The organism is Pseudomonas sp. NFACC04-2 (genome assembly GCF_900119265.1).
In the GTDB taxonomy this organism is placed as follows: domain Bacteria; phylum Pseudomonadota; class Gammaproteobacteria; order Pseudomonadales; family Pseudomonadaceae; genus Aquipseudomonas; species Aquipseudomonas fluorescens_AA.
On sequence record NZ_FPJC01000008.1, the window covers coordinates 155,805 to 179,483 of the forward strand.

The 23,679-nt window shown below is 59.4% G+C and carries 19 protein-coding genes; 8 read left to right on the forward strand and 11 right to left on the reverse strand.

From position 1 onward, the window contains the following. Positions 1 to 4: 4 nt before the first annotated feature. From mnmG to rpmH, 6 genes are all read right to left on the reverse strand, one after another. Complete coding sequence (gene mnmG, locus BT125_RS13555) at positions 5 to 1,903, reverse strand: tRNA uridine-5-carboxymethylaminomethyl(34) synthesis enzyme MnmG (protein WP_060739910.1); 1,899 nt, start codon at positions 1,901 to 1,903, stop codon at positions 5 to 7. 567 nt (positions 1,904 to 2,470) lie between these two features. Continuing rightward, a complete protein-coding gene (gene mnmE / locus BT125_RS13560) occupies positions 2,471 to 3,841 on the reverse strand; it encodes a tRNA uridine-5-carboxymethylaminomethyl(34) synthesis GTPase MnmE (protein ID WP_072407660.1) in 1,371 nt (456 codons plus the stop codon). Positions 3,842 to 3,920: 79 nt separating this feature from the next. After that, on the reverse strand, positions 3,921 to 5,603 hold the full coding sequence (yidC, locus tag BT125_RS13565; RefSeq protein WP_072407662.1) for a membrane protein insertase YidC: 1,683 nt from the start codon (positions 5,601 to 5,603) through the stop codon (positions 3,921 to 3,923). Between the two features lie 2 nt (positions 5,604 to 5,605). Beyond that, on the reverse strand, positions 5,606 to 5,851 hold the full coding sequence (gene yidD, locus BT125_RS13570; protein WP_010465488.1) for a membrane protein insertion efficiency factor YidD: 246 nt from the start codon (positions 5,849 to 5,851) through the stop codon (positions 5,606 to 5,608). Further along, a complete protein-coding gene (gene rnpA / locus BT125_RS13575; protein WP_003207107.1) occupies positions 5,844 to 6,245 on the reverse strand; it encodes a ribonuclease P protein component in 402 nt (133 codons plus the stop codon). The genes yidD and rnpA overlap by 8 nt, the downstream gene beginning before the upstream one ends. 16 nt (positions 6,246 to 6,261) lie before the next feature. Next, a complete protein-coding gene (gene rpmH, locus BT125_RS13580) occupies positions 6,262 to 6,396 on the reverse strand; it encodes a 50S ribosomal protein L34 (RefSeq protein ID WP_003213577.1) in 135 nt (44 codons plus the stop codon). Between the two features lie 567 nt (positions 6,397 to 6,963). Between rpmH and dnaA the strand changes: the two genes are divergently transcribed. The 5 genes from dnaA to gabP all read left to right on the forward strand — a co-directional run bounded on the left by dnaA (position 6,964) and on the right by gabP (position 14,863). Further along, the gene (dnaA, locus tag BT125_RS13585) at positions 6,964 to 8,490 is read left to right on the forward strand and encodes a chromosomal replication initiator protein DnaA (protein ID WP_072407664.1); all 1,527 of its coding nucleotides are present in this window, start codon (positions 6,964 to 6,966) and stop codon (positions 8,488 to 8,490) included. A 39-nt stretch (positions 8,491 to 8,529) separates the two neighbouring features. Next, complete coding sequence (dnaN, locus tag BT125_RS13590; RefSeq protein ID WP_003196145.1) at positions 8,530 to 9,633, forward strand: DNA polymerase III subunit beta; 1,104 nt, start codon at positions 8,530 to 8,532, stop codon at positions 9,631 to 9,633. Between the two features lie 7 nt (positions 9,634 to 9,640). Continuing rightward, positions 9,641 to 10,744 (forward strand): DNA replication/repair protein RecF, encoded by a 1,104-nt coding sequence (gene recF / locus BT125_RS13595; protein WP_072407666.1) that lies wholly within the window; start codon positions 9,641 to 9,643, stop codon positions 10,742 to 10,744. A gap of 5 nt (positions 10,745 to 10,749) precedes the next feature. Then, a complete protein-coding gene (gene gyrB / locus BT125_RS13600; protein ID WP_072407669.1) occupies positions 10,750 to 13,167 on the forward strand; it encodes a DNA topoisomerase (ATP-hydrolyzing) subunit B in 2,418 nt (805 codons plus the stop codon). Positions 13,168 to 13,468: 301 nt separating this feature from the next. Next, entirely contained in the window at positions 13,469 to 14,863 is a 1,395-nt protein-coding gene (gene gabP / locus BT125_RS13605; RefSeq protein WP_072407671.1) for a GABA permease, read from the forward strand. A gap of 128 nt (positions 14,864 to 14,991) precedes the next feature. Here the strand turns inward: gabP and BT125_RS13610 are convergent, their stop codons facing one another. After that, positions 14,992 to 15,726, reverse strand: coding sequence for a response regulator transcription factor (locus BT125_RS13610; RefSeq protein WP_072407673.1), 735 nt, complete (start codon positions 15,724 to 15,726; stop codon positions 14,992 to 14,994). A 233-nt stretch (positions 15,727 to 15,959) separates the two neighbouring features. Here BT125_RS13610 and BT125_RS13615 point away from each other — a divergent pair, with 233 nt between their 5' ends. Continuing rightward, a complete protein-coding gene (locus tag BT125_RS13615; RefSeq protein WP_072407675.1) occupies positions 15,960 to 17,474 on the forward strand; it encodes a sensor histidine kinase in 1,515 nt (504 codons plus the stop codon). A 187-nt stretch (positions 17,475 to 17,661) separates the two neighbouring features. Here BT125_RS13615 and BT125_RS13620 read toward each other — a convergent pair whose 3' ends face one another. From BT125_RS13620 to glyQ, 4 genes are all read right to left on the reverse strand, one after another. Then, complete coding sequence (locus BT125_RS13620; protein WP_072407677.1) at positions 17,662 to 18,441, reverse strand: lysophospholipid acyltransferase family protein; 780 nt, start codon at positions 18,439 to 18,441, stop codon at positions 17,662 to 17,664. Positions 18,442 to 18,521: 80 nt separating this feature from the next. Beyond that, a complete protein-coding gene (gmhB, locus tag BT125_RS13625; protein WP_060739901.1) occupies positions 18,522 to 19,055 on the reverse strand; it encodes a D-glycero-beta-D-manno-heptose 1,7-bisphosphate 7-phosphatase in 534 nt (177 codons plus the stop codon). A 3-nt stretch (positions 19,056 to 19,058) separates the two neighbouring features. Beyond that, positions 19,059 to 21,113, reverse strand: coding sequence for a glycine--tRNA ligase subunit beta (glyS, locus tag BT125_RS13630; RefSeq protein ID WP_072407679.1), 2,055 nt, complete (start codon positions 21,111 to 21,113; stop codon positions 19,059 to 19,061). Then, on the reverse strand, positions 21,110 to 22,063 hold the full coding sequence (gene glyQ, locus BT125_RS13635) for a glycine--tRNA ligase subunit alpha (protein ID WP_003177094.1): 954 nt from the start codon (positions 22,061 to 22,063) through the stop codon (positions 21,110 to 21,112). The genes glyS and glyQ overlap by 4 nt, the downstream gene beginning before the upstream one ends. 81 nt (positions 22,064 to 22,144) lie before the next feature. Between glyQ and BT125_RS13640 the strand changes: the two genes are divergently transcribed. Next, on the forward strand, positions 22,145 to 22,702 hold the full coding sequence (locus tag BT125_RS13640; protein ID WP_072407681.1) for a DNA-3-methyladenine glycosylase I: 558 nt from the start codon (positions 22,145 to 22,147) through the stop codon (positions 22,700 to 22,702). Between the two features lie 43 nt (positions 22,703 to 22,745). Then, a complete protein-coding gene (locus BT125_RS13645; protein ID WP_072407683.1) occupies positions 22,746 to 23,633 on the forward strand; it encodes a lysophospholipid acyltransferase in 888 nt (295 codons plus the stop codon). Positions 23,634 to 23,679 lie beyond the last annotated feature (46 nt).

Sequence of the window (23,679 nt, forward strand, 5' to 3'; positions counted from 1 at the left end):
GAACTCAAGCGCTTTGCTCCAACTGGCGGCCCGCGCCGCGTTTTTTCAAATGAATCATCAACAGGGAAATCGCCGCTGGCGTGACGCCGGGAATGCGCGAGGCCTGGCCCAGGGTCTCCGGACGGGTCGCACCGAGCTTGCTCTGGATTTCTTTCGACAACCCGGAAATGCCGGTGTAATCGATATCCACAGGCAGCTTGGTGTCTTCGCTGGCGCGCAGGCGGGCGATTTCATCCTGCTGGCGGTCGATGTAACCGGCGTACTTGGTCTTGATCTCGACCTGTTCGGCCACCTGCGGATCTTCCGCGCCCTGGCCGGTCACTTCCACCAGCCCGGCGTAATCGATTTCCGGACGGCTCAAGAGGTTGAGCAGGTTGTATTCGTGGGTCAGCGGCGTACCGAATTTCGCCGCGATGGCATCGCCCTGCTCGGTACCGGGACGAACCCAGGTGCTTTTCAAGCGTTGCTCTTCCAGCTCGATACGCTCGCGTTTCGTGCAGAAAGCGGCCCAGCGCACGTCATCCACCAGACCCAGCTCGCGACCTTTCTCGGTCAGGCGCAGGTCGGCGTTGTCTTCACGCAGGATCAGGCGATATTCGGCGCGAGAGGTGAACATCCGATACGGTTCCTGGGTACCCAGGGTAATCAGGTCGTCCACCAGCACACCGATGTAGGCCTCATCGCGGCGCGGGCACCAGCTGTCTTTGCCCTGGGCCCGCAGTGCCGCGTTGGCACCGGCCAACAACCCTTGGGCGCCGGCCTCTTCGTAACCGGTAGTGCCGTTGATCTGCCCGGCGAAGAACAGGCCGCCGATGACTTTGGTTTCCAGGCTGTACTTCAGGTCACGCGGATCGAAATAGTCGTATTCGATGGCGTAGCCGGGGCGAACGATGTGGGCGTTTTCCATGCCGCGAATCGATTGCACGATCTGCAATTGCACATCGAACGGCAGGGAGGTGGAAATTCCGTTCGGGTACAGCTCATGTGTGGTCAGGCCTTCCGGCTCGATGAAGACCTGGTGGCTTTCCTTGTCGGCAAAGCGATGGATCTTGTCTTCGATCGACGGGCAATAACGCGGGCCGATGCCTTCGATTTCACCGGCAGCGGAATACATCGGCGAACGATCAAGGTTCGCCGCAATGATTTCATGGGTACGGGCATTGGTGTGGGTGATCCAGCAACTGACTTGCCGTGGATGCTGTTCCTTGTTGCCCATGAACGACATTACCGGGATCGGCGTATCGCCAGGCTGCTCGGTCATCACCGAGAAATCCACAGAACGCCCGTCGATACGCGGTGGCGTACCGGTTTTCAAGCGCCCCACACGCAATGGCAGCTCACGCAGACGGTGAGCCAGAGCGATCGACGGCGGATCACCCGCGCGACCGCCGGAAAAGTTCTGCAAGCCTATGTGGATAAGTCCACCGAGGAAGGTCCCGGTGGTCAACACCACGGAATCGGCGAAGAAACGCAGGCCCATCTGCGTCACGACACCACGTACCTGGTCCTGCTCGACAATCAGGTCATCCGCTGCTTGCTGAAATATCCACAGGTTCGGCTGGTTTTCCAGGATTTCGCGGACAGCGGCCTTGTACAGGATGCGGTCGGCCTGGGCGCGAGTGGCGCGAACGGCTGGGCCTTTGCGGCTGTTCAATACGCGAAACTGGATACCACCCTTATCGGTGGCCATGGCCATCGCGCCCCCAAGGGCATCGATCTCCTTGACCAGGTGGCTTTTGCCAATGCCACCAATGGCAGGGTTGCAACTCATGGCGCCAAGGGTTTCCACGTTATGCGTCAGCAGCAGGGTTTTTGCCCCCATGCGTGCTGATGCAAGTGCTGCCTCGGTACCGGCATGACCGCCGCCGATGACGATCACTTCAAAACGGGAAGGGAAATCCACCACGCACCTCGTGCCTGCTTTATTCAGGTAATTCGGAAATAGGTTTTGAGTCTGGCCCTGGGCGTTTTTCGAGCCAGGTCGGCAAGTATAGGGACTTCGCCCTTTCTAAAGAACCCTTTGCACAAAATTTAACCAGCTGTGGAGAACTCGCGGTTAAAAAAATAAAAAAGAAAGAAATTTATAAAATCTTTGTTTTTATGTTTATTCTTACTGCCCCACCTATCTGTGGATAACGTTCTGTATGCCTTTATCTACGCTGTGTACAGAGATTCAAAACCCTGTGGTCATGTGGCATTGAGGGGCTTGGATAACCGGTGTAAGCCTGTGGATGAAAGAGGTGTTTATCCACAGAGGCGGTTATCTTCAGTTTTGAAGGCCGCTTATCAACCGACCTCAATGGCAGTTATTCACAGGGCTTAATCCACAGAAAACAGCTTCCAAGGGGTCGTAGCAGCGTCCACAGGCAAGCCGCCATCAGGGGCAATCGGTTCAAAAAAAGAGAGGAGGAACCGGGTTTGCGTTGCGCTCGTCAGATTGTCGAGGACAAACCCGGTTGCAAAGGAGGGGCTATTTACCGATGCAAAAGCTGGAAAAGATCCGCCCCAGCAAGTCATCGGAGCTGAAGGCGCCGGTAATTTCCCCAAGGGACTGTTGCGCTTGGCGCAGGTCTTCGGCCAGCAACTCACCAGCCCCCGCCAAGGTCAGCTGCGCGCGACCGTGTTCCAGGGCGGCATTGGCATGGCGCAACGCTTCAAGGTGCCGCCGGCGAGCGCTGAAGCTGCTTTCCGAAGTCTGCTCGTAGCCCATGCAGGCCTTGAGGTGTTCGCGTAGCAGCTCCAGGCCTTCACCCGCCGACTTCGCGCTCAGGCTGATGGTCACGTGCCCGTCAGCGCTGACTTCCAGGGCAATCGACTCCCCAGTCAGGTCGGCCTTGTTGCGAATCAGGGTGACCTTCGCGGGATCCGGGCGAACTTCGAGGAACTCAGGCCACAAGGCAAAGGGATCGTCTGCTTCCGGTGCGGTGGCATCCACCACCAGCAATACCCGGTCGGCTTCACCGATGGCCTTGAGTGCGCGTTCGACGCCGATTTTTTCCACCTGGTCCTCGGTGTCGCGCAAACCGGCCGTATCCACCACGTGCAGCGGCATGCCGTCGATGTGGATATGTTCGCGGAGGATGTCCCGGGTGGTGCCGGCGATCTCAGTGACGATCGCCGCCTCGCGGCCGGCCAGGGCATTCAACAGGCTGGATTTGCCGGCATTCGGTCGTCCAGCAATCACCACGGTCATCCCATCGCGCAACAAGGCACCCTGTCCGGCTTCGCGCAGTACTGTGGATAACTCATCGCGCACTTTATCGAGCATGCTCAGCACGTGGCCATCGGCGAGGAAATCGATTTCCTCTTCCGGGAAGTCGATCGCCGCCTCGACGTAAATCCGCAGCCCAATCAATTGTTCGGTGAGGTTATGCACACGCTGGGAAAACGCTCCTTGCAAGGAACGCAATGCGTTGCGGGCGGCCTGGGCAGAGCTGGCTTCGATCAAATCGGCAATCGCCTCGGCCTGGGCCAGGTCGAGCTTGTCGTTGAGGAATGCGCGTTCGCTGAATTCCCCCGGCCGGGCCAGGCGGCAGCCCAGTTCAAGGCAGCGCTTGAGCAGCATGTCCAACACGATCGGACCACCGTGGCCTTGCAGTTCCAGCACATCTTCTCCGGTGAACGAATTTGGCCCCGGGAAATACAAGGCCAGCCCTTCGTCGAGCACCTGCTGGTCATCACTGAAAAATGGGCCGTAATGCGCGAACCGCGGCTTGAGTTCACGACCGCTGATTGCCTTGGCCGCAGCACTGGCCAAGGGCCCCGAAATACGGACGATGCCGACACCGCCGCGACCTTGGGCGGTGGCAACGGCGGCGATGGTTTCACGCGGAGCGCTCATAAACCGGTATCCAGACAAAAGTGGCAGATAGCAAAACGCCCCACTAGGGGGCGTTTTGTGTGGTTATCCACAGAGCAAGTTACGCCTCGGCTTTTTTCGTCGCCGCTTCGATCTTACGCGTGATGTACCACTGCTGAGTGATGGACAACACGTTGTTCACAACCCAGTACAGCACAAGACCCGCCGGGAACCACAGGAAGAAGAAGGTGAAGATGATTGGCATCATTTTCATGACCTTCGCCTGCATCGGATCCGGAGGCGTTGGGTTCAGTTGCTGCTGGATGAACATGGTCGCGCCCATGATGATCGGCAGGATGAAGAACGGATCCTTGATCGACAGGTCGGTAATCCACAGCATGAACGGTGCCTGACGCATCTCCACGCTTTCCAGCAGAACCCAGTAGAGCGCGAGGAACACAGGCATTTGCACAAGAATCGGCAAGCACCCACCCAGTGGGTTGATCTTCTCTTTCTTGTACAGCTCCATCATGGCCTGGGACATTTTCTGCCGATCATCGCCATGCTGTTCTTTCAGGGCGGCCAGTTTCGGCGCCACTGCACGCATGCGTGCCATGGATTTGTAGCTGGCGGCCGACAATGGGAAGAAGATCCCCTTGATCAGCATGGTCAGGAAAATGATCGACCAGCCCCAGTTACCGACGATGCTGTGGATATGTTGCAGCAGCCAGAAGATCGGCTGGGCAATGAACCACAGGAAACCGTAGTCCACAGTCAGTTCCAGGCCTGGGGACAACTCTTTCAGCACCGCCTGGCTTTTTGGACCGGCATACAGAATGGCGCTGGTTTCGGCTTTCGCACCTGGCGCGGCAGTCAATGTCGGGCCGGTGTAGCCGATGATGAAGTTGCCCTTGCTGTCTTTACGCGTCTGGACAACGTTGCTGTCGCCCTTCTGCGGGATCCATGCTGTTACAAAATAATGCTGCAGCCAGGCAACCCAACCACCTTGGACGGTTTCCTTGATCTGGCCCTTGTCCATGTCCTTCATGGACACTTTCTTGTACGGCTCCGAACTTGTCCACAGGGCGGCGCCCAGGTAAGTCGCGGTACCGGTGGCCGTGCTGGAAGACGGATCGTCGCTGGCGTCACGCTTGAGTTGCGCGAACATCGCGCCCGACCAAGGCTGGGCGCTCTGGTTGTCGATCAGGTAAGAGACGGTGACGTCATACAGGCCACGTTTCAGGGTGAAACGCTTGATGTAGTTGACGCCGTCCTTGCTGAACTTCAGGTCCACGACCAGTTGGTTCTGACCGTCAGCCAGTTGATAAATCTTCTTCTCGGCAGAGTAGACCGGGCGACCGGCCGGGCTCGAATCCGGGCCGTTGCTACCAATCAGGCCACTTTGAGCCAGATAGGTGCGCTCGTTACCGTTGTCGAACAACTGGAACGGGATTTCCGGATGATCCTGGCGACGCGGGTACAGCGGCAGCTTCAGCTGGGCGACGTCACCACCTTGTGGATCGATTGCCAGCTCGAGCACGTCCGTCTTGATCTGGATGAGATCTTTGCTCGCGGCCACAGGGGCTTCGGCAGGAGCGCTGGTATCGCTTGCCGCGCGTGGGATGTCGTCATTGCTGGCAGCGTTGTTGCCAACGGGAGCATCCGGCAGGCTCGGTGCGGTATTGCTGGCTGCAACATTCTGAGTCGGCAGGGCAGCCTGGCCATAGTCCTGGTTCCATTTAAGGACCATGACGTAGGACACGATTGCCAGGGCGACGATCAGGATCGTGCGTTTGATATCCATGATTACTCGGCCATCGAAGAAGAACGGGAGGTAGGGATAGGCGGAACCGGGTCATAACCGCCGGGATTCCACGGATGACAGCGACCTAAACGACGAAAGGTCAGCCAGCCACCGCGCAGGAGGCCATGATTTTCTATGGCTTCGTACGCGTAGCAGGAACAACTGGGGTAGAAACGACAGTGACTGGCCATCAAAGGACTAATGGCATAGCGATAAAACTGGATCGGAACGAGTGCCAGTTTACGCATCGGGACTGTCTACCCCTACAGTTTCGGTGTTGACCGCTGGTACTGGCTTGTTGCGTGCCAGACGTTTCCAGAGCTTGCCGAAATGCTGAATCAATTCGGGGTTTTCTACGTCACCCAAACCTTTGCGCGCGACGATAACGATGTCCCATCCAACCAGTGAATCCTGGTTCAGGCGAAACGATTCGCGCATCAGACGTTTGAGGCGATTGCGCTGAACGGAGAGCTTGACGCTCTTTTTCCCGATAACCAGCCCTAGTCGGGGGTGATCGAGATCGTTACTGCGCGCAAGGAGCAGGAGATTTTTCCCCGGAACCTTGCCGGTAGGGGAGTCAAAGACTGCCTTGAAATGTCGGGGTGTAAGCAGACGCTTTTCCCGACTGAAGTCCTGACTCACCTCCAGTGCCGGATTATCAAACTGCCAGACGCGCACGACCTTTGGCGCGACGACGCGACAGGACGGCACGACCGTTCTTGGTAGCCATGCGAGCACGGAAACCGTGGGTACGAGCGCGTTTGATAGTGCTTGGTTGGAAAGTACGTTTCATGTCGTGTTACCTGGTTCGTCCACAACGGGCCGGAATGGCCCCCGTTTTAAGAGACCGGGGATTCTAGAGAAAGCAAGCCTCTAGGTCAATTTCCAACCAGCGTTTCCTTTAAATAGATATCCAGCCGCGTTCGGCGGATTCATCACACTGCGCTAGATATAGAAATAAAGAAGGGAATTATTTAAAGCTTTTTTGTAAAGCTTATAAAAGCAAGGTCGCCACCTATCTGTGGATAACCATGCCAAGGCCTTGTAATTCGCTATGTACAGAGAATGACAACTACAGGGGAAAGCAGTGGCCAGCCTGTGCTGCGCTGTCGGATAAGCTGTGGGTGGAATGGCAGGTTATCCACAGGGCGGTTATCCACCGAGTTTCGACCCCACTTGTGCAACGACCTCAGGGGCGGTTATCCACAGAGCTTATCCACCGACCGTCGGTCGCCTTTCTCTCGGTTAACGCCTTGATAAATCATGGGCAATGAGCAACCTGCGTGTGGATAAGTGCACGTCTGCTCGCTACAATGGCCGCTTGTTTTTGCCTCACCGGCTTTCAACTTAGGGGATATCCGTGTCAGTGGAACTTTGGCAGCAGTGCGTGGAGCTTTTGCGCGATGAGCTGCCTGCCCAACAATTCAACACTTGGATCCGTCCACTACAGGTCGAAGCCGAAGGCGACGAGTTGCGTGTCTATGCACCGAACCGTTTCGTTCTCGACTGGGTCAACGAAAAGTACCTGGGCCGGGTCATGGAACTGCTCGACGAGCATGGCAATGGCATGGCGCCTGCGTTGTCCTTATTAATAGGCAGCAAACGCAGTTCGGCACCCCGTGCCGCGCCCAATGCACCGCTGGCCGCCGCAGCGTCACAGGCCCAGCAGGCTGCCCCTGCCCCTGTGAACAACCATGCCGCCCTGGCGCCCGCGCCTGCCCCGAGCAAACGCAACACACAAAAAGTCGCTGAAGTCAGCGAAGAGCCTTCCCGGGACAGCTTCGACCCCATGGCCGGTGCCAGCTCCCAGCAGGCTCCAGTGCGGGCCGAACAGCGCACCGTCCAGGTCGAAGGCGCGCTCAAGCACACCAGCTACCTGAACCGGACCTTTACCTTCGAGAATTTCGTCGAAGGCAAATCCAACCAACTGGCCCGCGCGGCAGCCTGGCAGGTCGCGGACAACCCCAAGCACGGTTACAACCCGCTCTTCCTTTATGGCGGCGTCGGCCTGGGTAAGACCCACTTGATGCACGCGGTGGGCAACCACCTATTAAAGAAGAACCCGAATGCCAAGGTCGTGTACCTGCATTCCGAGCGTTTCGTGGCCGACATGGTCAAGGCGCTGCAACTGAACGCCATCAACGAGTTCAAGCGTTTCTACCGTTCGGTGGACGCCTTGCTGATCGACGATATTCAGTTCTTCGCCCGCAAGGAACGTTCCCAGGAAGAGTTTTTCCACACCTTCAACGCATTGCTTGAAGGCGGGCAGCAGGTCATTCTCACCAGTGACCGCTACCCGAAAGAGATCGAAGGCCTCGAGGAACGCCTCAAGTCGCGTTTCGGCTGGGGTCTGACGGTGGCCGTCGAGCCGCCGGAGCTGGAGACCCGGGTCGCGATCCTGATGAAGAAGGCCGACCAGGCCAAGGTCGAACTGCCTCATGACGCGGCGTTCTTCATCGCTCAGCGTATCCGCTCGAACGTGCGTGAGCTCGAAGGTGCCCTCAAGCGGGTGATCGCTCATTCGCACTTCATGGGCCGCGATATCACCATCGAATTGATCCGCGAATCCTTGAAGGACCTGTTGGCGCTCCAGGACAAATTGGTTTCTGTGGATAACATTCAGCGAACGGTTGCTGAATACTACAAAATCAAGATCTCCGACCTGCTGTCCAAACGCCGTTCGCGTTCGGTGGCACGTCCGCGTCAGGTGGCCATGGCCCTGTCCAAGGAGCTGACCAACCACAGCCTGCCGGAAATCGGCGATGTGTTTGGCGGGCGCGACCACACCACCGTGCTGCACGCGTGCCGCAAGATCAACGAACTTAAGGAATCCGACGCGGACATCCGCGAGGACTACAAGAACCTGCTGCGTACACTGACCACTTGATGACCACCAGCGCAGCTTATTAAGGCAAGGGACTAGACCATGCATTTCACCATTCAACGCGAAGCCCTGTTGAAACCCCTGCAACTGGTCGCAGGCGTCGTCGAACGCCGCCAGACCTTGCCGGTACTTTCCAACGTGCTGCTGGTTGTCGAAGGCCAGCAATTGTCGCTGACCGGTACCGACCTGGAAGTCGAGCTGGTCGGTCGTGTACAACTTGAGGAGCCGGCTGATCCGGGTTCCATCACCGTGCCGGCGCGCAAGCTGATGGACATCTGCAAGAGCCTGCCCAACGACGCGCTGATCGACATCAAGGTCGATGAGCAGAAGCTCGTGGTCAAGGCCGGTCGCAGCCGCTTCACCTTGTCCACACTGCCCGCCAACGATTTCCCGACCGTTGAAGAAGGCCCGGGTTCGCTGACCTGCAGCCTGGACCAGAGCAAATTGCGTCGCCTGATCGAACGCACCAGTTTCGCCATGGCCCAGCAGGACGTGCGTTATTACCTCAACGGCATGCTCCTGGAAGTGTCGGCCGGCGTTATCCGTGCGGTCGCCACCGACGGTCACCGCCTGGCGATGTGCTCGATGCAGGCCGATATCGGTCAGCCGGATCGCCACCAGGTGATCGTGCCGCGTAAAGGCATCCTGGAGCTGGCCCGCCTGCTGACCGAGCCCGACGGCAATGTCAGCATCGTGTTGGGCCAACACCACATCCGCGCCACCACCGGTGAGTTCACCTTCACGTCGAAGCTGGTCGACGGCAAGTTCCCAGACTACGAGCGCGTGCTGCCAAAAGGCGGTGACAAGCTGGTCCTGGGCGATCGCCAGGCCCTGCGCGAAGCCTTCAGCCGTACCGCGATCCTGTCCAACGAGAAGTATCGCGGCATTCGTCTGCAACTGGCCAACGGGCAGTTGAAGATCCAGGCGAACAACCCGGAGCAGGAAGAAGCGGAAGAAGAAGTCGGCGTTGAGTACAACGGCGGCTCCCTGGAAATTGGCTTCAACGTCAGCTACCTGCTCGACGTCCTGGGCGTGATGACCACCGAGCAGGTGCGTCTGATCCTGTCTGACTCCAACAGCAGTGCGCTGGTGCAAGAGTCCGATAACGACGATTCGGCTTACGTTGTCATGCCGATGCGTCTGTAGTCGCTAGATGTCCTTAAGTCGCGTCTCGGTCACCGCGGTGCGCAATCTGCACCCGGTGACCTTCTCTCCTTCCCCCCGCATCAATATCCTTTACGGCGCCAACGGCAGCGGCAAAACCAGCGTGCTGGAAGCCGTGCACCTGCTCGGGCTTGCCCGTTCGTTCCGCAGCACCCGTCTGTTACCGGTCATCCAGTACGACCAACTGGCGTGCACGGTGTTCGGGCAGGTGGAACTGGCGCAAGGTGGCCGCAGCGCCCTGGGGATCTCTCGGGACCGGCAAGGGGAATTCCAGATCCGCATCGATGGGCAGAACGCCCGCAGCGCTGCGCAGCTGGCCGAGATCCTGCCGTTGCAGTTGATCAACCCGGACAGCTTCCGCCTGCTGGAGGGTGCACCGAAGATTCGCCGGCAATTCCTGGACTGGGGCGTGTTCCACGTGGAACCGCGTTTCATGACGACTTGGCAACGCCTGCAGAAGGCGCTGCGCCAGCGAAACTCTTGGCTGCGACATGGTACACTTGACGCCGTTTCGCAAGCGGTTTGGGACAGGGAACTGTGCCAGGCCAGCGCTGAAATCGATGAATACCGCCGCGCTTACATCAAAGCCTTGAAACCGGTCTTCGAGCAGACCTTGAGCGAACTGGTTGAGCTTGAGGGCCTGACGCTCAGCTATTACAGAGGCTGGGACAAGGACCGGGAACTGAGCACCGTGCTGGCTGGCTCGCTGCAGCGGGACCAGCAGATGGGCCATACCCAGGCTGGACCACAACGCGCTGACTTGCGCCTCAGATTGGGTGCACATAACGCCGCGGACATCTTGTCCCGGGGGCAGCAGAAGTTAGTGGTGTGTGCCTTGCGTATCGCCCAAGGGCATCTGGTCAGTCAGGCCCGGCGCGGTCAGTGTATTTATCTGGTGGATGACTTGCCGTCCGAGCTGGACGAAGCCCACCGCCGCGCGTTGTGCCGCTTGTTGGAAGACTTACGCTGCCAGGTGTTCATCACCTGTGTAGACCACGAATTATTGAGGGAAGGCTGGCAGACGGAAACGCCAGTCGCCCTGTTCCACGTGGAACAGGGCCGTATCACCCAGACCCACGACCATCGGGAGTGAAGGCATTGAGCGAAGAAAATACGTACGACTCAACGAGCATTAAAGTGCTGAAAGGCCTGGATGCCGTACGCAAACGTCCCGGTATGTACATTGGTGACACCGACGATGGCAGCGGTCTGCACCACATGGTGTTCGAGGTGGTCGACAACTCCATCGACGAAGCCCTCGCCGGCCATTGCGACGACATCAGCATCATCATCCACCCGGATGAGTCCATCACCGTTCGCGACAACGGCCGTGGCATCCCGGTAGACGTGCACAAAGAGGAAGGCGTTTCCGCCGCCGAGGTCATCATGACCGTCCTCCACGCTGGCGGTAAGTTCGACGATAACTCCTACAAGGTCTCCGGCGGTCTGCACGGCGTAGGTGTATCGGTGGTGAACGCGCTGTCCGAACAGCTTGTACTCACGGTGCGCCGCAGTGGCAAGATCTGGGAACAGACCTATGTCCATGGCGTGCCTCAGGCACCGATGGCGATCGTTGGCGACAGCGAGTCCACCGGCACCCAGATTCACTTCAAGGCGTCGAGCGAAACCTTCAAGAACATCCACTTCAGCTGGGACATCCTGGCCAAGCGGATTCGCGAACTGTCCTTCCTCAATTCCGGTGTCGGCATCGTCCTCAAGGACGAGCGCAGCGGCAAGGAAGAACTGTTCAAGTACGAAGGCGGCCTGCGTGCATTCGTTGAGTACCTGAACACCAACAAGACCCCGGTCAACCAGGTATTCCACTTCAACATCCAGCGTGAAGACGGCATCGGCGTGGAAATCGCCCTGCAGTGGAACGACAGCTTCAACGAGAACCTGTTGTGCTTCACCAACAACATTCCGCAGCGCGACGGCGGTACCCACCTGGTGGGCTTCCGTTCGGCGCTGACCCGTAACCTGAACAACTACATCGAACAGGAAGGCTTGGCGAAGAAGCATAAAGTCGCCACCACCGGTGACGATGCTCGCGAAGGCCTGACAGCGATCATTTCGGTGAAGGTGCCGGATCCGAAGTTCAGCTCCCAGACCAAGGACAAGCTGGTGTCTTCCGAAGTGAAGACTGCGGTCGAACAGGAAATGGGCAAGTACTTCTCCGACTTCCTGTTGGAGAACCCGAACGAAGCCAAGCTGGTGGTCGGCAAGATGATCGACGCCGCCCGTGCCCGTGAAGCCGCGCGCAAGGCCCGTGAGATGACTCGCCGCAAAGGTGCGCTGGACATCGCCGGCCTGCCGGGCAAATTGGCCGACTGCCAGGAAAAGGACCCTGCCCTGTCCGAGCTGTACCTGGTGGAAGGTGACTCTGCTGGCGGTTCCGCCAAGCAGGGTCGCAACCGTCGCACCCAGGCCATCCTGCCGCTCAAGGGCAAGATCCTCAACGTCGAGAAGGCGCGCTTCGACAAGATGATTTCCTCCCAGGAAGTCGGCACCTTGATCACCGCGCTGGGCTGCGGCATTGGCCGCGAAGAGTACAACATCGACAAGTTGCGCTATCACAACATCATCATCATGACCGATGCTGACGTCGACGGTTCGCACATCCGCACCCTGCTGCTGACGTTCTTCTTCCGTCAGTTGCCGGAGCTGATCGAGCGCGGTTACATCTACATCGCCCAGCCGCCGCTGTACAAGGTCAAGAAAGGCAAGCAAGAGCAATACATCAAAGACGACGATGCCATGGAAGAGTACATGACGCAGTCGGCCCTGGAAGACGCGAGCCTGCACCTGAACGAAGATGCCCCGGGTATTTCCGGTGAAGCTCTCGAGCGCCTGGTCAACGACTTCCGCCTGGTAATGAAGACCCTCAAGCGCCTGTCGCGCCTGTACCCACAGGAACTGACCGAGCACTTCATCTACCTGCCAGCCGTGAGCCTGGAGCAGTTGTCCGATCACGCAGCGATGCAGGATTGGCTGGCCCAGTACGAAGTACGCCTGCGCACCGTGGAAAAATCCGGCCTGGTCTACAAAGCCAGCCTGCGCGAAGACCGTGAGCGTAACGTCTGGCTGCCGGAGGTCGAACTGATCTCCCACGGCCTGTCGAACTACGTCACCTTCAACCGCGACTTCTTCGGCAGCAACGACTACAAGACCGTCGTATCCCTTGGCGCGCAACTGAGCACGCTGCTGGACGAAGGTGCGTACATCCAACGGGGTGAGCGCAAGAAAGCCGTGACCGAGTTCAAGGAAGCCCTTGAATGGCTGATGGCGGAAAGCACCAAGCGCCACACCATCCAGCGATACAAAGGTCTGGGTGAAATGAACCCGGATCAGCTGTGGGAAACCACCATGGACCCAAGCTCGCGTCGGATGCTGAAAGTCACCATCGAAGACGCCATTGGCGCGGACCAGATCTTCAACACTCTGATGGGTGATGCGGTCGAGCCTCGTCGTGACTTCATCGAGAGCAATGCGTTGGCGGTGTCCAACCTGGATTTCTGATCCTTGCGCAGTACCCGCTCCAACAAAAAGCCAACGCACATGCGTTGGCTTTTTTTTACACCGAAAATACCCACTCCTTCTAAGACCCACCGGTCAAAAACGGTGTAACTGGGTAACACCCTGGCATAAAGCCTTCATTGTCAATGGGTTAGGAATTGGATGAAGGCCCCGGATACCGGGGACTTTGGATTTCCTGGCGCAAAACTTGCGTGTTTAATAACTTACACATCGTTTTTTTAAATTTACAGAAAGCGATGGGTCGAGGTGGTACGAATAAATCCAAATGCCAAGGGTAGTCTCAATGAGCGGTACGCAAACTTCCGATAATCTGGCGCAAGGGCTCAAGCCCCGTCATGTGACGATGCTTTCCATAGCCGGTGTGATTGGCGCCGGTCTGTTCGTCGGCTCCGGCCATGCGATCGCAGCGGCCGGTCCGGCCGTGTTGCTGGCCTACGCTGCCGCGGGGGCCTTGGTGGTGCTGGTGATGCGGATGCTGGGCGAAATGGCGGTGGCATCGCCGGACACGGGTTCCTTCTCGACATATGCGGACCGGGCGATTGGTCATTGGGCGGGCTTCACCATCGGCTGGCTCTACTGGTGGTTCTGGGTCCTGGTGATTCCGCTGGAGGCCAACGCTGCTGCAACTATCCTGCACGCCTGGTTCCCGAATGTGGCGATCTGGGTCTTCACGTTGGTCATCACCCTGCTGCTGACGGTCACCAACCTGTTCAGTGTGAAGAATTACGGCGAGTTCGAATTCTGGTTCGCCCTGGTCAAGGTGGTGGCGATCATCGGCTTCATCGGGCTGGGTCTGATGGCGATATTCGGTTTTCTGCCAACCAGCCAGGTCAGTGGTGTTTCACACCTGTTCGACACTCAAGGCTTCCTGCCCAATGGCATGGGCGCGGTGCTGGGGGCGATCCTGACCACCATGTTTTCGTTCATGGGCACCGAGATCGTGACCATCGCCGCGGCTGAATCGAAGAACCCTGGCCAGCAGATTTCCAAGGCAACCAACTCGGTGATCTGGCGGATTGGCTTGTTCTACCTCGTCTCCATTTTCATCGTCGTGGCCCTGGTGCCATGGAACGACCCGCTCCTGGCCAGTGTCGGCTCCTACCAGACGGTGCTGGAGCGCATGGGCATCCCCAACGCCAAGCTGATCGTCGATATTGTGGTCCTGGTGGCGGTCACCAGTTGCCTGAACTCGGCGTTGTACACGGCTTCGCGCATGATGTTCTCGTTGGGCAAGCGCGGTGATGCGCCGGCCGTTTCCCAGCGCACGAACAAGAGCGGCACGCCTCACTGGGCGGTGATGTTGTCAACCGGCGCGGCCTTTTTGGCGGTGTTCGCCAACTACGTGGCCCCGGCGGCGGTCTTCGAATTCCTGCTGGCCAGCTCTGGCGCCATTGCGTTGCTGGTGTACCTGGTCATCGCGATTTCGCAGCTGCGTATGCGCAAACAACGTATGGCTCGCGGTGAAAAAATCGCTTTCAGCATGTGGCTGTTTCCCGGCCTGACCTACGCGGTGATTATCTTCATCGTCGGCGCCTTGACCATCATGCTGTTCCAGGAAGCCCATCGCGTGGAGATTCTCGCGACCGGGCTGCTGAGTGTCTTGGTGGTGATATCCGGCGTGCTGATACAGCGTCGTCGGATCGCAAAAGCAGGAAGCTTGGTACCGACGATCGGGTGATATTCATTGTGTGGCGAGGGAGCTTGCTCCCGCTTGAGTGCGAAGCGCTCACAAAAGGGGCTGCTGCGCAGCCCAGCGGGAGCAAGCTCCCTCGCCACAGAGCCCGTTCAGTATGAGCAGTCGGTTCCCTAACTGGCCACCGACGCCTCACTCCCCGCCACCACACTCTCCAACCGATACCCATACCCGTAGATCGTCAGCAACTGCCAACCCCGATCCGCCGTCAGCCCGAGTTTGTTGCGCAGGCGATAGATGTGGGTGTCGAGCGGGCGGGACGAGGTCATTTCCTCGTGGGTCCAGAAGCGTTCGTAGAAGTACTCCCGGGACAGCGGCCGGCCCAGGTTGGCGAACAGGCACCGGGCCAGGCGGTATTCGCGTTCGGTCAGGCTGATGGGGATGCCGGCGCGGGTGATGGTCAGCTCGGCGTCGTCGAACGCCAGGTCGTTGAACACCAGCACGTCGCTGGCGGGCGCGCGTTGCAGGTTGTGACGGCGTAGCACGGCGGTGACCCGGGCCTTGAGTTCGTTGGGCCTGAAGGGTTTGCTCACATAGTCGTCGGCGCCGGCGTTGAGGGCCTGGACGATGTCGTGCTCGCCGTCACGGCTGGTCAGCATGATGGCGGCCGGTGGCGAATCCATGTGCTCGCGGGTCCAGCGCAGCAACGAAAGCCCGCTGATGTCGGGCAGTTGCCAGTCGAGGATCAACAAGTCGAAGGTTTCCCGCCGCAGTTGTCGCAACAAGTCTTCCCCTCGTTCAAAACTGTGCAGGGTCCAGGTTTGCTCGCCTCTGCCGGGGATTTGTTGCAGCGTCTGTTCTACCCGGCGCAACTCGGCCGGTTCATCGTCCAGTATGGCGACACGCATGGAATGCGATTCCTTGATCTCGAGAGTAACGGACATCTTCAGGTGGCAATGAAAGACAGCCAGTGGCGGATTCATTGACCTGTCGCTGGCTGCGACAATACCGGCTCGCGACACAGAGGGAAAGGCAGGAGCGCGCCGCCTATCGAGTCCGATATAGTCGTGGGCTTTCAAGCCCGTCGTCTTAGGCAGGCCAGTGAAGATATCCACAATCCTTGAGTTCGGCCAGGAGGCCTATGAGTAACCAGCGTCGCCGTGAAAGTCGTGAACCCACCCAGGTTCAGCGGTTGTTTCGACAATTGGTGCGGGAATGGTTGTGGATAAGTCTGCTGCTGTTACCGCTGACGGCCTTGCTGTCATTGAGCAGCCAATCCACAGGCCATTCAGGCGCCGCATTGTTGTCGGTGTGCCTGGTGGGTTGTGTATTGGGCTTGCTGCTGTTGCGCCCGCGCCTGGCCCTGTGGACAACGGTGGGTGGCATGAGCCTGGCCCTGTTGATCAGCGCCATGCTGGGCGCGCGGGGCTGGTGGTGGTCGCCCATGGCGAGTGTGCTGGGGATCATGTTCGGCTACCTGATCTGGAACTGGCGACGGCTGAGCGTGGTGTTGGCCTATTTCGGTTGGGAACTGGCACGCCTGGACGCCGAGCCCAAGGTCTTCCCGGAGCGTCGCCGCGCCTCCTACACCGGCAGCGACCGTTTACAGGGCCAGATCATGGCCCTGGAACAAGCCATGAGCCGAACCCGCGACACCCGGCGCTTCATTGCCGACGGCCTGGAGTACTTGCCGGTGGCAACCATGATCAGCGACCCCCAAGGCAAGCTGCTGCTGGGTAATCGAAAGGCCCGCGAGCTATTCGGCCATGGCTTGGCGGGCGGCGATGTGCTGGAGCACCTTGGGCAATTGGGTTATCCGGGGCTGGAAGACGAGGCGCATCATCGCTTATCCACATTGCCTTTGGTGGAGTTTCGCGATATTCGCGAGCGCAGCCTGCGCTTGGAACGGGCTGCATTGTTGCCGGTGGATGGCGATGCGCCGATTGGCTGGTTGCTGAGCCTCACAGACCTGAGCGCCGAACGTGAGGCGGAAGAGCAGCGCAGCGTCATGCTGCGGTTCCTCTCCCATGACTTGCGCGCCCCTCATTCGGCAATCCTTGCGCTGCTCGATGTGCAGCGGCATCAGGCCGGTGGAGATCATCCGCTGTTCGACCAGATCGAACGCCAGGTACGGCGCGCCCTGGACCTGACCGAGGGCTTCGTACAATTGGCCAAGGCCGAATCCGAGGCCTATCAATTCCAGCCGACGCTGTTCGCCATGCTGGTGTTGGACGTGCTCGATCAGGCGCTGCCCATCGCCCAGGCAAAGCGTATCCAGTTGGTTCACGAAATAGAGGATGAAGACGCGATGGTGAGGGCGGATCAATCGTTGTTGACCCGTGCCCTGTTCAATCTGCTGGAAAATGCCATCAAGTACAGCCCCTCCGACGCCTGCATTTCCTTGCAGGTGCATTGTGTGTCGGGCTGGTTGATCTGCAATGTCGCCGACCAAGGCAAGGGCATCAGCGCCGAAGAACTACCGGACCTGTTCAGTCAGTACCGACGGTTTTCCTCGGCCCACGGGGTCGATGGAATTGGCCTTGGATTGTCGATGGTCAAGGCCGTGGTTGACCATCACGAGGGGAAAATCGAGTGTCGTAGCGTGGTGGGTAAAGGCACGACGTTCAGCCTGCGCTTCCCGTTATTGGAAGATTGAGATCGCGGCCTTCGGCAGCTTCTACAGGACGTATCAATCCCCCGAAGGCTACGATTTTTTGCCGCTATAAAAACTTATGCACCTGACCGTGGCTTTTATGTGTTTAGGAAATATGTATGAAAAACATATAGTTACAACATAAAAGCAACGGATTTCGAAAAAACGGTACACAGGTTATCCACAGATCTCAAACAGCGGCTTGTTCCGTGGGGACTTCCGTGACAGGGCCTGGAGGAAGCGAGCCCATTTCCCGTTGTGCCTGTTCGTTCCAGGCTTGTACGCGGTCATTGAGTTCGGCGATGGCGCGGGGCCCAGTGCCTTCGGCATACATCGGTGCGCCGATTACCACGGTGATGACGCCTGGTGTTCTGATCCAGCCTGCCTTAGGCCAGAATTTGCCGGCATTGTGTGCAATCGGCAGCACCGGCAGGTTCGCGTTCACCGCCAATGCGGAACCGCTGCGGGAAAACTTGCCAATCGTCCCGTAAGGAACACGGGTGCCCTCGGGGAAGATCAGCACCCAGGTGTTGTCCTTGAGCAGTTCGTCGCCCTTTTTCGCCACTTGCTTGAGCGCCACTTTGGGATTGTCGCGATCGATGGCAATCGGGCGCAACATGGCCATGGCCCAGCCAAAGAACGGTACGAACAGCAGCTCACGCTTGAGGACCTGGCTCAACGGCTCGAAATAGGCCGAGAGAAAGAACGTCTCCCAGGTGCTCTGGTGGTTGGACTGAATCACGCAGGGCCGGTCCGGCACGTTCTCGGCGCCTTTCACTTCATAGCGGATGCCCAGGAACACCTTGCTCAGCCACAGTGCGCAGCGGCACCAGTACACGTTGATGAAACGGTAGCGCGCCCTGAACGGCAGGAAGGGCGCGATAAAAAAACTCAGGGAACACCACAACAAGGAACTGGTGCCCAGCAGCAGGTAAAAGAGAAAGCTTCTGATGGCCTGCAATATCGACATAGCGGCGTTTACCGTTGCGGGCAATGCCCGCCTGTTCAAGCGCTTCCCGAACAGTCCTTGATCAGGATGTCTTGGGAGCTCTAATTGTGGATAAGTTCAGCGGCAATCGCCGCCAGGTCGTCAAAAATCAAGGTGCCCACCGGGAGGGTCTTGCCCAGAGTCTTCTCGCCTTTCCCGGTCTTTACCAAAACTGGCTGACAATCGACGGCCTTGGCCGCCTCCAGGTCACCGAGACTGTCACCGACGAACCACACACCTGCCAAGGCCACATCGTAATGCGCGGCAATGGTTTTCAACATGCCTGGCTTGGGCTTGCGGCAATCGCAGCCGTCGTCCGGCCCATGGGGGCAATAGACGATCAAGCCGACTTCCCCGCCCTGCTCTGCCACCAGGGCGCGCAGGCGCTCATGCATGGCGTCCAGGACGGTGAGGTCGTAATAACCGCGGGCAATGCCCGACTGGTTGGTGGCGACCGCCACCGTCCAGCCGGCCTTGCTCAACTGCGCGATGGCTTCGATCGAACCGGGCAGCGGCAACCACTCCTCCACCGATTTGATGTAAGCGTCGGAGTCGTGATTGATCACCCCGTCCCGATCGAGAATCAGCAGTTTCAAGCGTTACCCCAGCAACGAAATATCGGCGACGCCGAGGAACAGCCCACGTAGACGCGCCAGCAGCGCGTAACGGTTGGCCCGTACTTTGGCATCTTCAGCGTTGACCATCACCGCCTCGAAAAACGCATCCACCGGCTCGCGCAGTGCCGCCAGGCGCGCCAGGGTTTCGCTGTACTGACGCGCCGCCGCCATTGGCTGGACCGCCTGGTCCGCCTGCTGGATCGCCGAGTACAGGGAAAACTCGTTGGCGTTGTCGAAGTACTTGGCTTCGACGGTGGCCGCGACGTTGCCTTCGGCCTTGCCCAGCAGGTTCGATACCCGCTTGTTCACCGCTGCCAGCGCGGCGGCTTCTGGCAATTTGCGGAAGGCTTGCACCGCTTGTACGCGCTGGTCGAAGTCCAGGGCCGAACCCGGTTTCAGGGCTCGCACCGACAGGTAGGTGGCGACGTCGACGCCTTCATCTTCATAACGCGCACGCAGGCGGTCGAAGATGAATTCCAGCACCGCATCGGCCAGGCCGGCAGCCTTGACCTTGCTGCCGAACGCATTGACGGCGAATGCCACGGCGTCGTTCAGGTCCAGGTCCAGTTGCTTGTCGATCAGGATCCGCAACACGCCCAGGGCCGCACGACGCAAGGCATACGGGTCTTTGCTGCCGGTGGGCAGCATGCCGATGCCGAAGATGCCGACCAGGGTGTCGAGCTTGTCGGCGATCGCCACGGCCGCACCGGTCAGGGTGGTTGGCAGTTCAGCGCCGGCACCGCGGGGCATGTACTGCTCGTTCAGCGCCAGGGCCACGTCCTGCGGCTCGCCATCGTTGAGGGCGTAGTAGTAACCGGCGACGCCTTGCATCTCCGGGAATTCACCGACCATTTCGGTGGACAGGTCGCACTTGGACAGGATGCCGGCACGGGCCGCGCGCTGGGCGTCGCCGCCGATGCGTGGGGCGATGAACGCCGCCAGTTTCGAAACGCGCTCGGCCTTGTCGTAGACGCTGCCGAGTTTTTCCTGGAACACCACGTTGCGCAGGCGCTCGTTGAAGCTTTCCAGGGGCTGTTTCTTGTCTTGCTTGAAGAAGAACTCGGCATCGGTCAGGCGCGGGCGAACGACTTTTTCGTTACCGGCGATGATCTGCTGCGGGTCCCTGCTTTCGATGTTGGCAACCGTGATGAAGCGCGGCAGCAACTTGCCTTCGGCGTCCAGCAGGCAGAAGTACTTCTGGTTGTCCTGCATGGTGGTGATCAGCGCTTCCTGCGGCACTTCAAGGAAACGTTCCTCGAACGAGCACACCAGCGGCACTGGCCATTCCACCAGCGCGGTCACTTCGTCCAGCAGGTTGGCCGGCACGATGGCGGTGCCTTCCTGCAGGGTAGCCAGCTCTTCGGTGCGCTTGCTGATCAGCTCGCGCCGCTCGTTGGCGTCGGCCAGCACGTAGGCGGCACGCAGGTCGGCCAGGTAGTTGGCCGGCGAGGTGATGCGCACGCTCTGCGGATGATGGAAGCGGTGACCGCGGGAATCGCGACCGGCCTTCTGGGCCAGGATCGTGCAATCGATGACCTGGTCACCGAGCAACATCACCAGCCACTGGGTTGGACGTACGAATTCTTCCTTGCGCGCGGCCCAGCGCATGCGCTTGGGGATCGGCAAGTCATTGAGGGAGTCTTCGACGATGGTCGGCAACAGGCTGGCGGTCGGCTTGCCCTTGATGCTCTGGCTATAGCGCAGCTTCGGACCGCTCTGGTCGATTTCGCTCAGGTCCACGCCGCACTTCTTGGCGAAGCCCAGGGCGGCCTGGGTCGGGTTGCCGTCGGCATCGAACGCGGCCTGGCGTGGCGGGCCGTCGAGGTTGATGCTGCGGTCCGGCTGTTGGGTCGCCAGGGCGGTGATCAGCACGGCCAGGCGACGCGGCGCGGCGTACACCTGCTTGGCTTCGTAGCTCAGGCCAGCGGCTTGCAGGCCTTTGTCGATACCGGCCAGGAACGCATCGGCCAGGGTGTTCAGGGCTTTGGGTGGCAGTTCTTCGGTGCCCAGTTCAACCAGAAAATCTTGAGCACTCATTGTGCAGCCTCCAGCTTAGCCAACACTTCATCACGCAGGTCCGGGGTCGCCATCGGGAAGCCCAGCTTGGCACGGGCCAGCAGGTAGGCTTGCGCAACGGAACGCGCCAGGGTGCGTACACGCAGGATGTATTGCTGGCGCGCGGTCACGGAAATCGCCCGGCGTGCGTCCAGCAGGTTGAAGGTATGGGACGCCTTCAACACCATTTCATAGCTTGGCAACGGCAGCGGCTGATCGAGCTCGATCAGGCGCTTGGCTTCGCTCTCGTAGAAATCGAACAGCTCGAACAGCTTCTCGACGTTGGCGTGTTCGAAGTTGTAGGTCGACTGCTCCACTTCGTTCTGGTGGAACACGTCGCCATAGGTCACTTTGCCGAACGGGCCGTCGGCCCACACCAGGTCGTAGACCGAATCCACGCCCTGCAGGTACATGGCCAGGCGTTCCAGGCCGTAGGTGATCTCGCCGGTGACCGGGTAGCACTCAATGCCGCCCGCCTGCTGGAAGTAGGTGAACTGAGTCACTTCCATGCCATTGAGCCAGACTTCCCAGCCCAGGCCCCAGGCGCCCAGGGTCGGCGATTCCCAGTTGTCTTCGACGAAACGAATGTCGTGCACCAGTGGGTCGAGGCCCACGTGCTTGAGGGAGCCCAGGTACAGTTCCTGGAAGTTTTCCGGGTTCGGCTTCAGGACCACCTGGAACTGGTAGTAGTGCTGCAGGCGGTTCGGGTTTTCGCCGTAGCGGCCGTCAGTCGGGCGGCGGCTGGGCTGCACATAAGCGGCGTTCCAGGTTTCCGGGCCGATGGCACGCAGAAACGTGGCAGTGTGGAAAGTGCCGGCGCCTACTTCCATATCGTAGGGCTGAAGTACCACGCAACCTTGCTCGGCCCAGTATTGCTGGAGGGCGAGGATCAAGTCTTGGAAGGTACGCACGGCTGGCGTAGGCTGGCTCACGAAATTCACCTGTTTCTTGGGCTGCGATTTAAAGAGCGGGAGTATACCCGATTCGTTCGTGCGCACGCCCCCTGGAGCCTTATGCCACGCTGCTTTTGGTGTTCTGACGATCCGTTGTACATGGCTTATCACGATCAGGAGTGGGGCACGCCGCTGCGCGATGCGCAGGGTTTGTTCGAGTTGCTTTTGCTCGAAGGGTTCCAGGCGGGGCTGTCCTGGATCACCGTTTTACGCAAACGCGAGCGCTATCGGGAAGTGTTGTACGGCTTCGATGTGCAGCGCGTGGCGCAGATGAGCGACGCGGAAATCGATGAGCTGATGCTCGACCCGGGCATCATCCGCAACCGCCTCAAGCTCAAGGCCGCCCGTCGCAATGCCCAGGCCTGGCTGGCGCTGGAAGACCCGGTGGCGTTCCTCTGGTCGTTCGTGGGCGGCAAACCCATCATCAACCATTTCAAGGACCGCAGCGAAGTGCCCGCTATCACGCCCGAGGCACTGGCGATGAGCAAAGGTCTGAAAAAGGCCGGGTTCACTTTCGTCGGGCCGACCATTTGCTACGCCTTGATGCAGGCCTCGGGCATGGTCATGGACCACACCCAAAACTGCGACCGCTACGCCGAGTTGGTAAACGGCGGTTAGAATAGCCGGCTCGCAACACGGCCCATACATTCAGGAGTGACCTGTGGATAAGTTGAAAGGCGCCTTGCTGGTCGGCGCTCTGCGGTTGTTTGCGCTGCTGCCCTGGCGAGCGGTGCAGGCAGTGGGCTCGGCGATTGGCTGGCTCATGTGGAAATTTCCCAACCGTTCCCGCGACGTGGTGCGGATCAACCTCGCCAAGTGCTTTCCCGAGATGGACCCGGTCGAGCGCGAACGCCTGGTGGGCCAGAGCCTCAAGGACATCGGCAAATCCCTGACCGAAAGCGCCTGCGCCTGGATCTGGCCGGCCCAGCGCTCTATCGACCTGGTGCGTGAAGTCGAAGGCCTGGAGGTGCTGAAAGAAGCCCTGGCCTCCGGTAAAGGCGTGGTGGGCATCACCAGCCACCTGGGCAACTGGGAAGTGCTCAACCACTTCTATTGCAGCCAATGCAAACCGATCATTTTCTACCGCCCGCCCAAGCTCAAGGCGGTGGATGAATTGCTGCAAAAGCAACGCGTTCAGTTGGGCAACAAGGTCGCGGCGTCGACCAAGGAAGGCATCCTCAGCGTCATCAAGGAAGTGCGCAAGGGTGGCCAGGTGGGCATCCCCGCCGACCCGGAACCGGCCGAATCCGCCGGGATCTTCGTGCCTTTCTTCGCCACCCAGGCCCTGACCAGCAAGTTCGTGCCGAACATGCTCGCCGGCGGCAAGGCGGTTGGCGTCTTCCTCCACGCCCTGCGCCTGCCGGACGGCTCCGGTTACAAAGTCATCCTCGAAGCCGCCCCGGACGCGATGTACAGCACCGACACCGAAACCGCCTGCGCCGCCATGAGCCAAGTGGTGGAGCGCTACGTGCGGGCCTACCCGAGCCAGTACATGTGGAGCATGAAGCGCTTCAAGAAACGCCCGCCGGGCGAGGCGCGGTGGTACTGAAGACGTACCGCCACATACATCGCAGCCACCACCGAACCCTGTGGGA

Excerpts from the sequence above, each read along its gene's own strand:
- mnmE (WP_072407660.1), bottom strand. The coding sequence starts at position 3,841 with ATGAGCGCTCCGCGTGAAACCATCGCCGCCGTTGCCACCGCCCAAGGT.
- yidC (WP_072407662.1), bottom strand. The coding sequence starts at position 5,603 with ATGGATATCAAACGCACGATCCTGATCGTCGCCCTGGCAATCGTGTCC.
- yidD (WP_010465488.1), bottom strand. The coding sequence starts at position 5,851 with ATGCGTAAACTGGCACTCGTTCCGATCCAGTTTTATCGCTATGCCATT.
- rpmH (WP_003213577.1), bottom strand. The coding sequence starts at position 6,396 with ATGAAACGTACTTTCCAACCAAGCACTATCAAACGCGCTCGTACCCAC.
- dnaN (WP_003196145.1), top strand. The coding sequence starts at position 8,530 with ATGCATTTCACCATTCAACGCGAAGCCCTGTTGAAACCCCTGCAACTG.
- recF (WP_072407666.1), top strand. The coding sequence starts at position 9,641 with ATGTCCTTAAGTCGCGTCTCGGTCACCGCGGTGCGCAATCTGCACCCG.
- gabP (WP_072407671.1), top strand. The coding sequence starts at position 13,469 with ATGAGCGGTACGCAAACTTCCGATAATCTGGCGCAAGGGCTCAAGCCC.
- BT125_RS13610 (WP_072407673.1), bottom strand. The coding sequence starts at position 15,726 with ATGCGTGTCGCCATACTGGACGATGAACCGGCCGAGTTGCGCCGGGTA.
- BT125_RS13615 (WP_072407675.1), top strand. The coding sequence starts at position 15,960 with ATGAGTAACCAGCGTCGCCGTGAAAGTCGTGAACCCACCCAGGTTCAG.
- BT125_RS13620 (WP_072407677.1), bottom strand. The coding sequence starts at position 18,441 with ATGTCGATATTGCAGGCCATCAGAAGCTTTCTCTTTTACCTGCTGCTG.
- glyS (WP_072407679.1), bottom strand. The coding sequence starts at position 21,113 with ATGAGTGCTCAAGATTTTCTGGTTGAACTGGGCACCGAAGAACTGCCA.
- BT125_RS13640 (WP_072407681.1), top strand. The coding sequence starts at position 22,145 with ATGCCACGCTGCTTTTGGTGTTCTGACGATCCGTTGTACATGGCTTAT.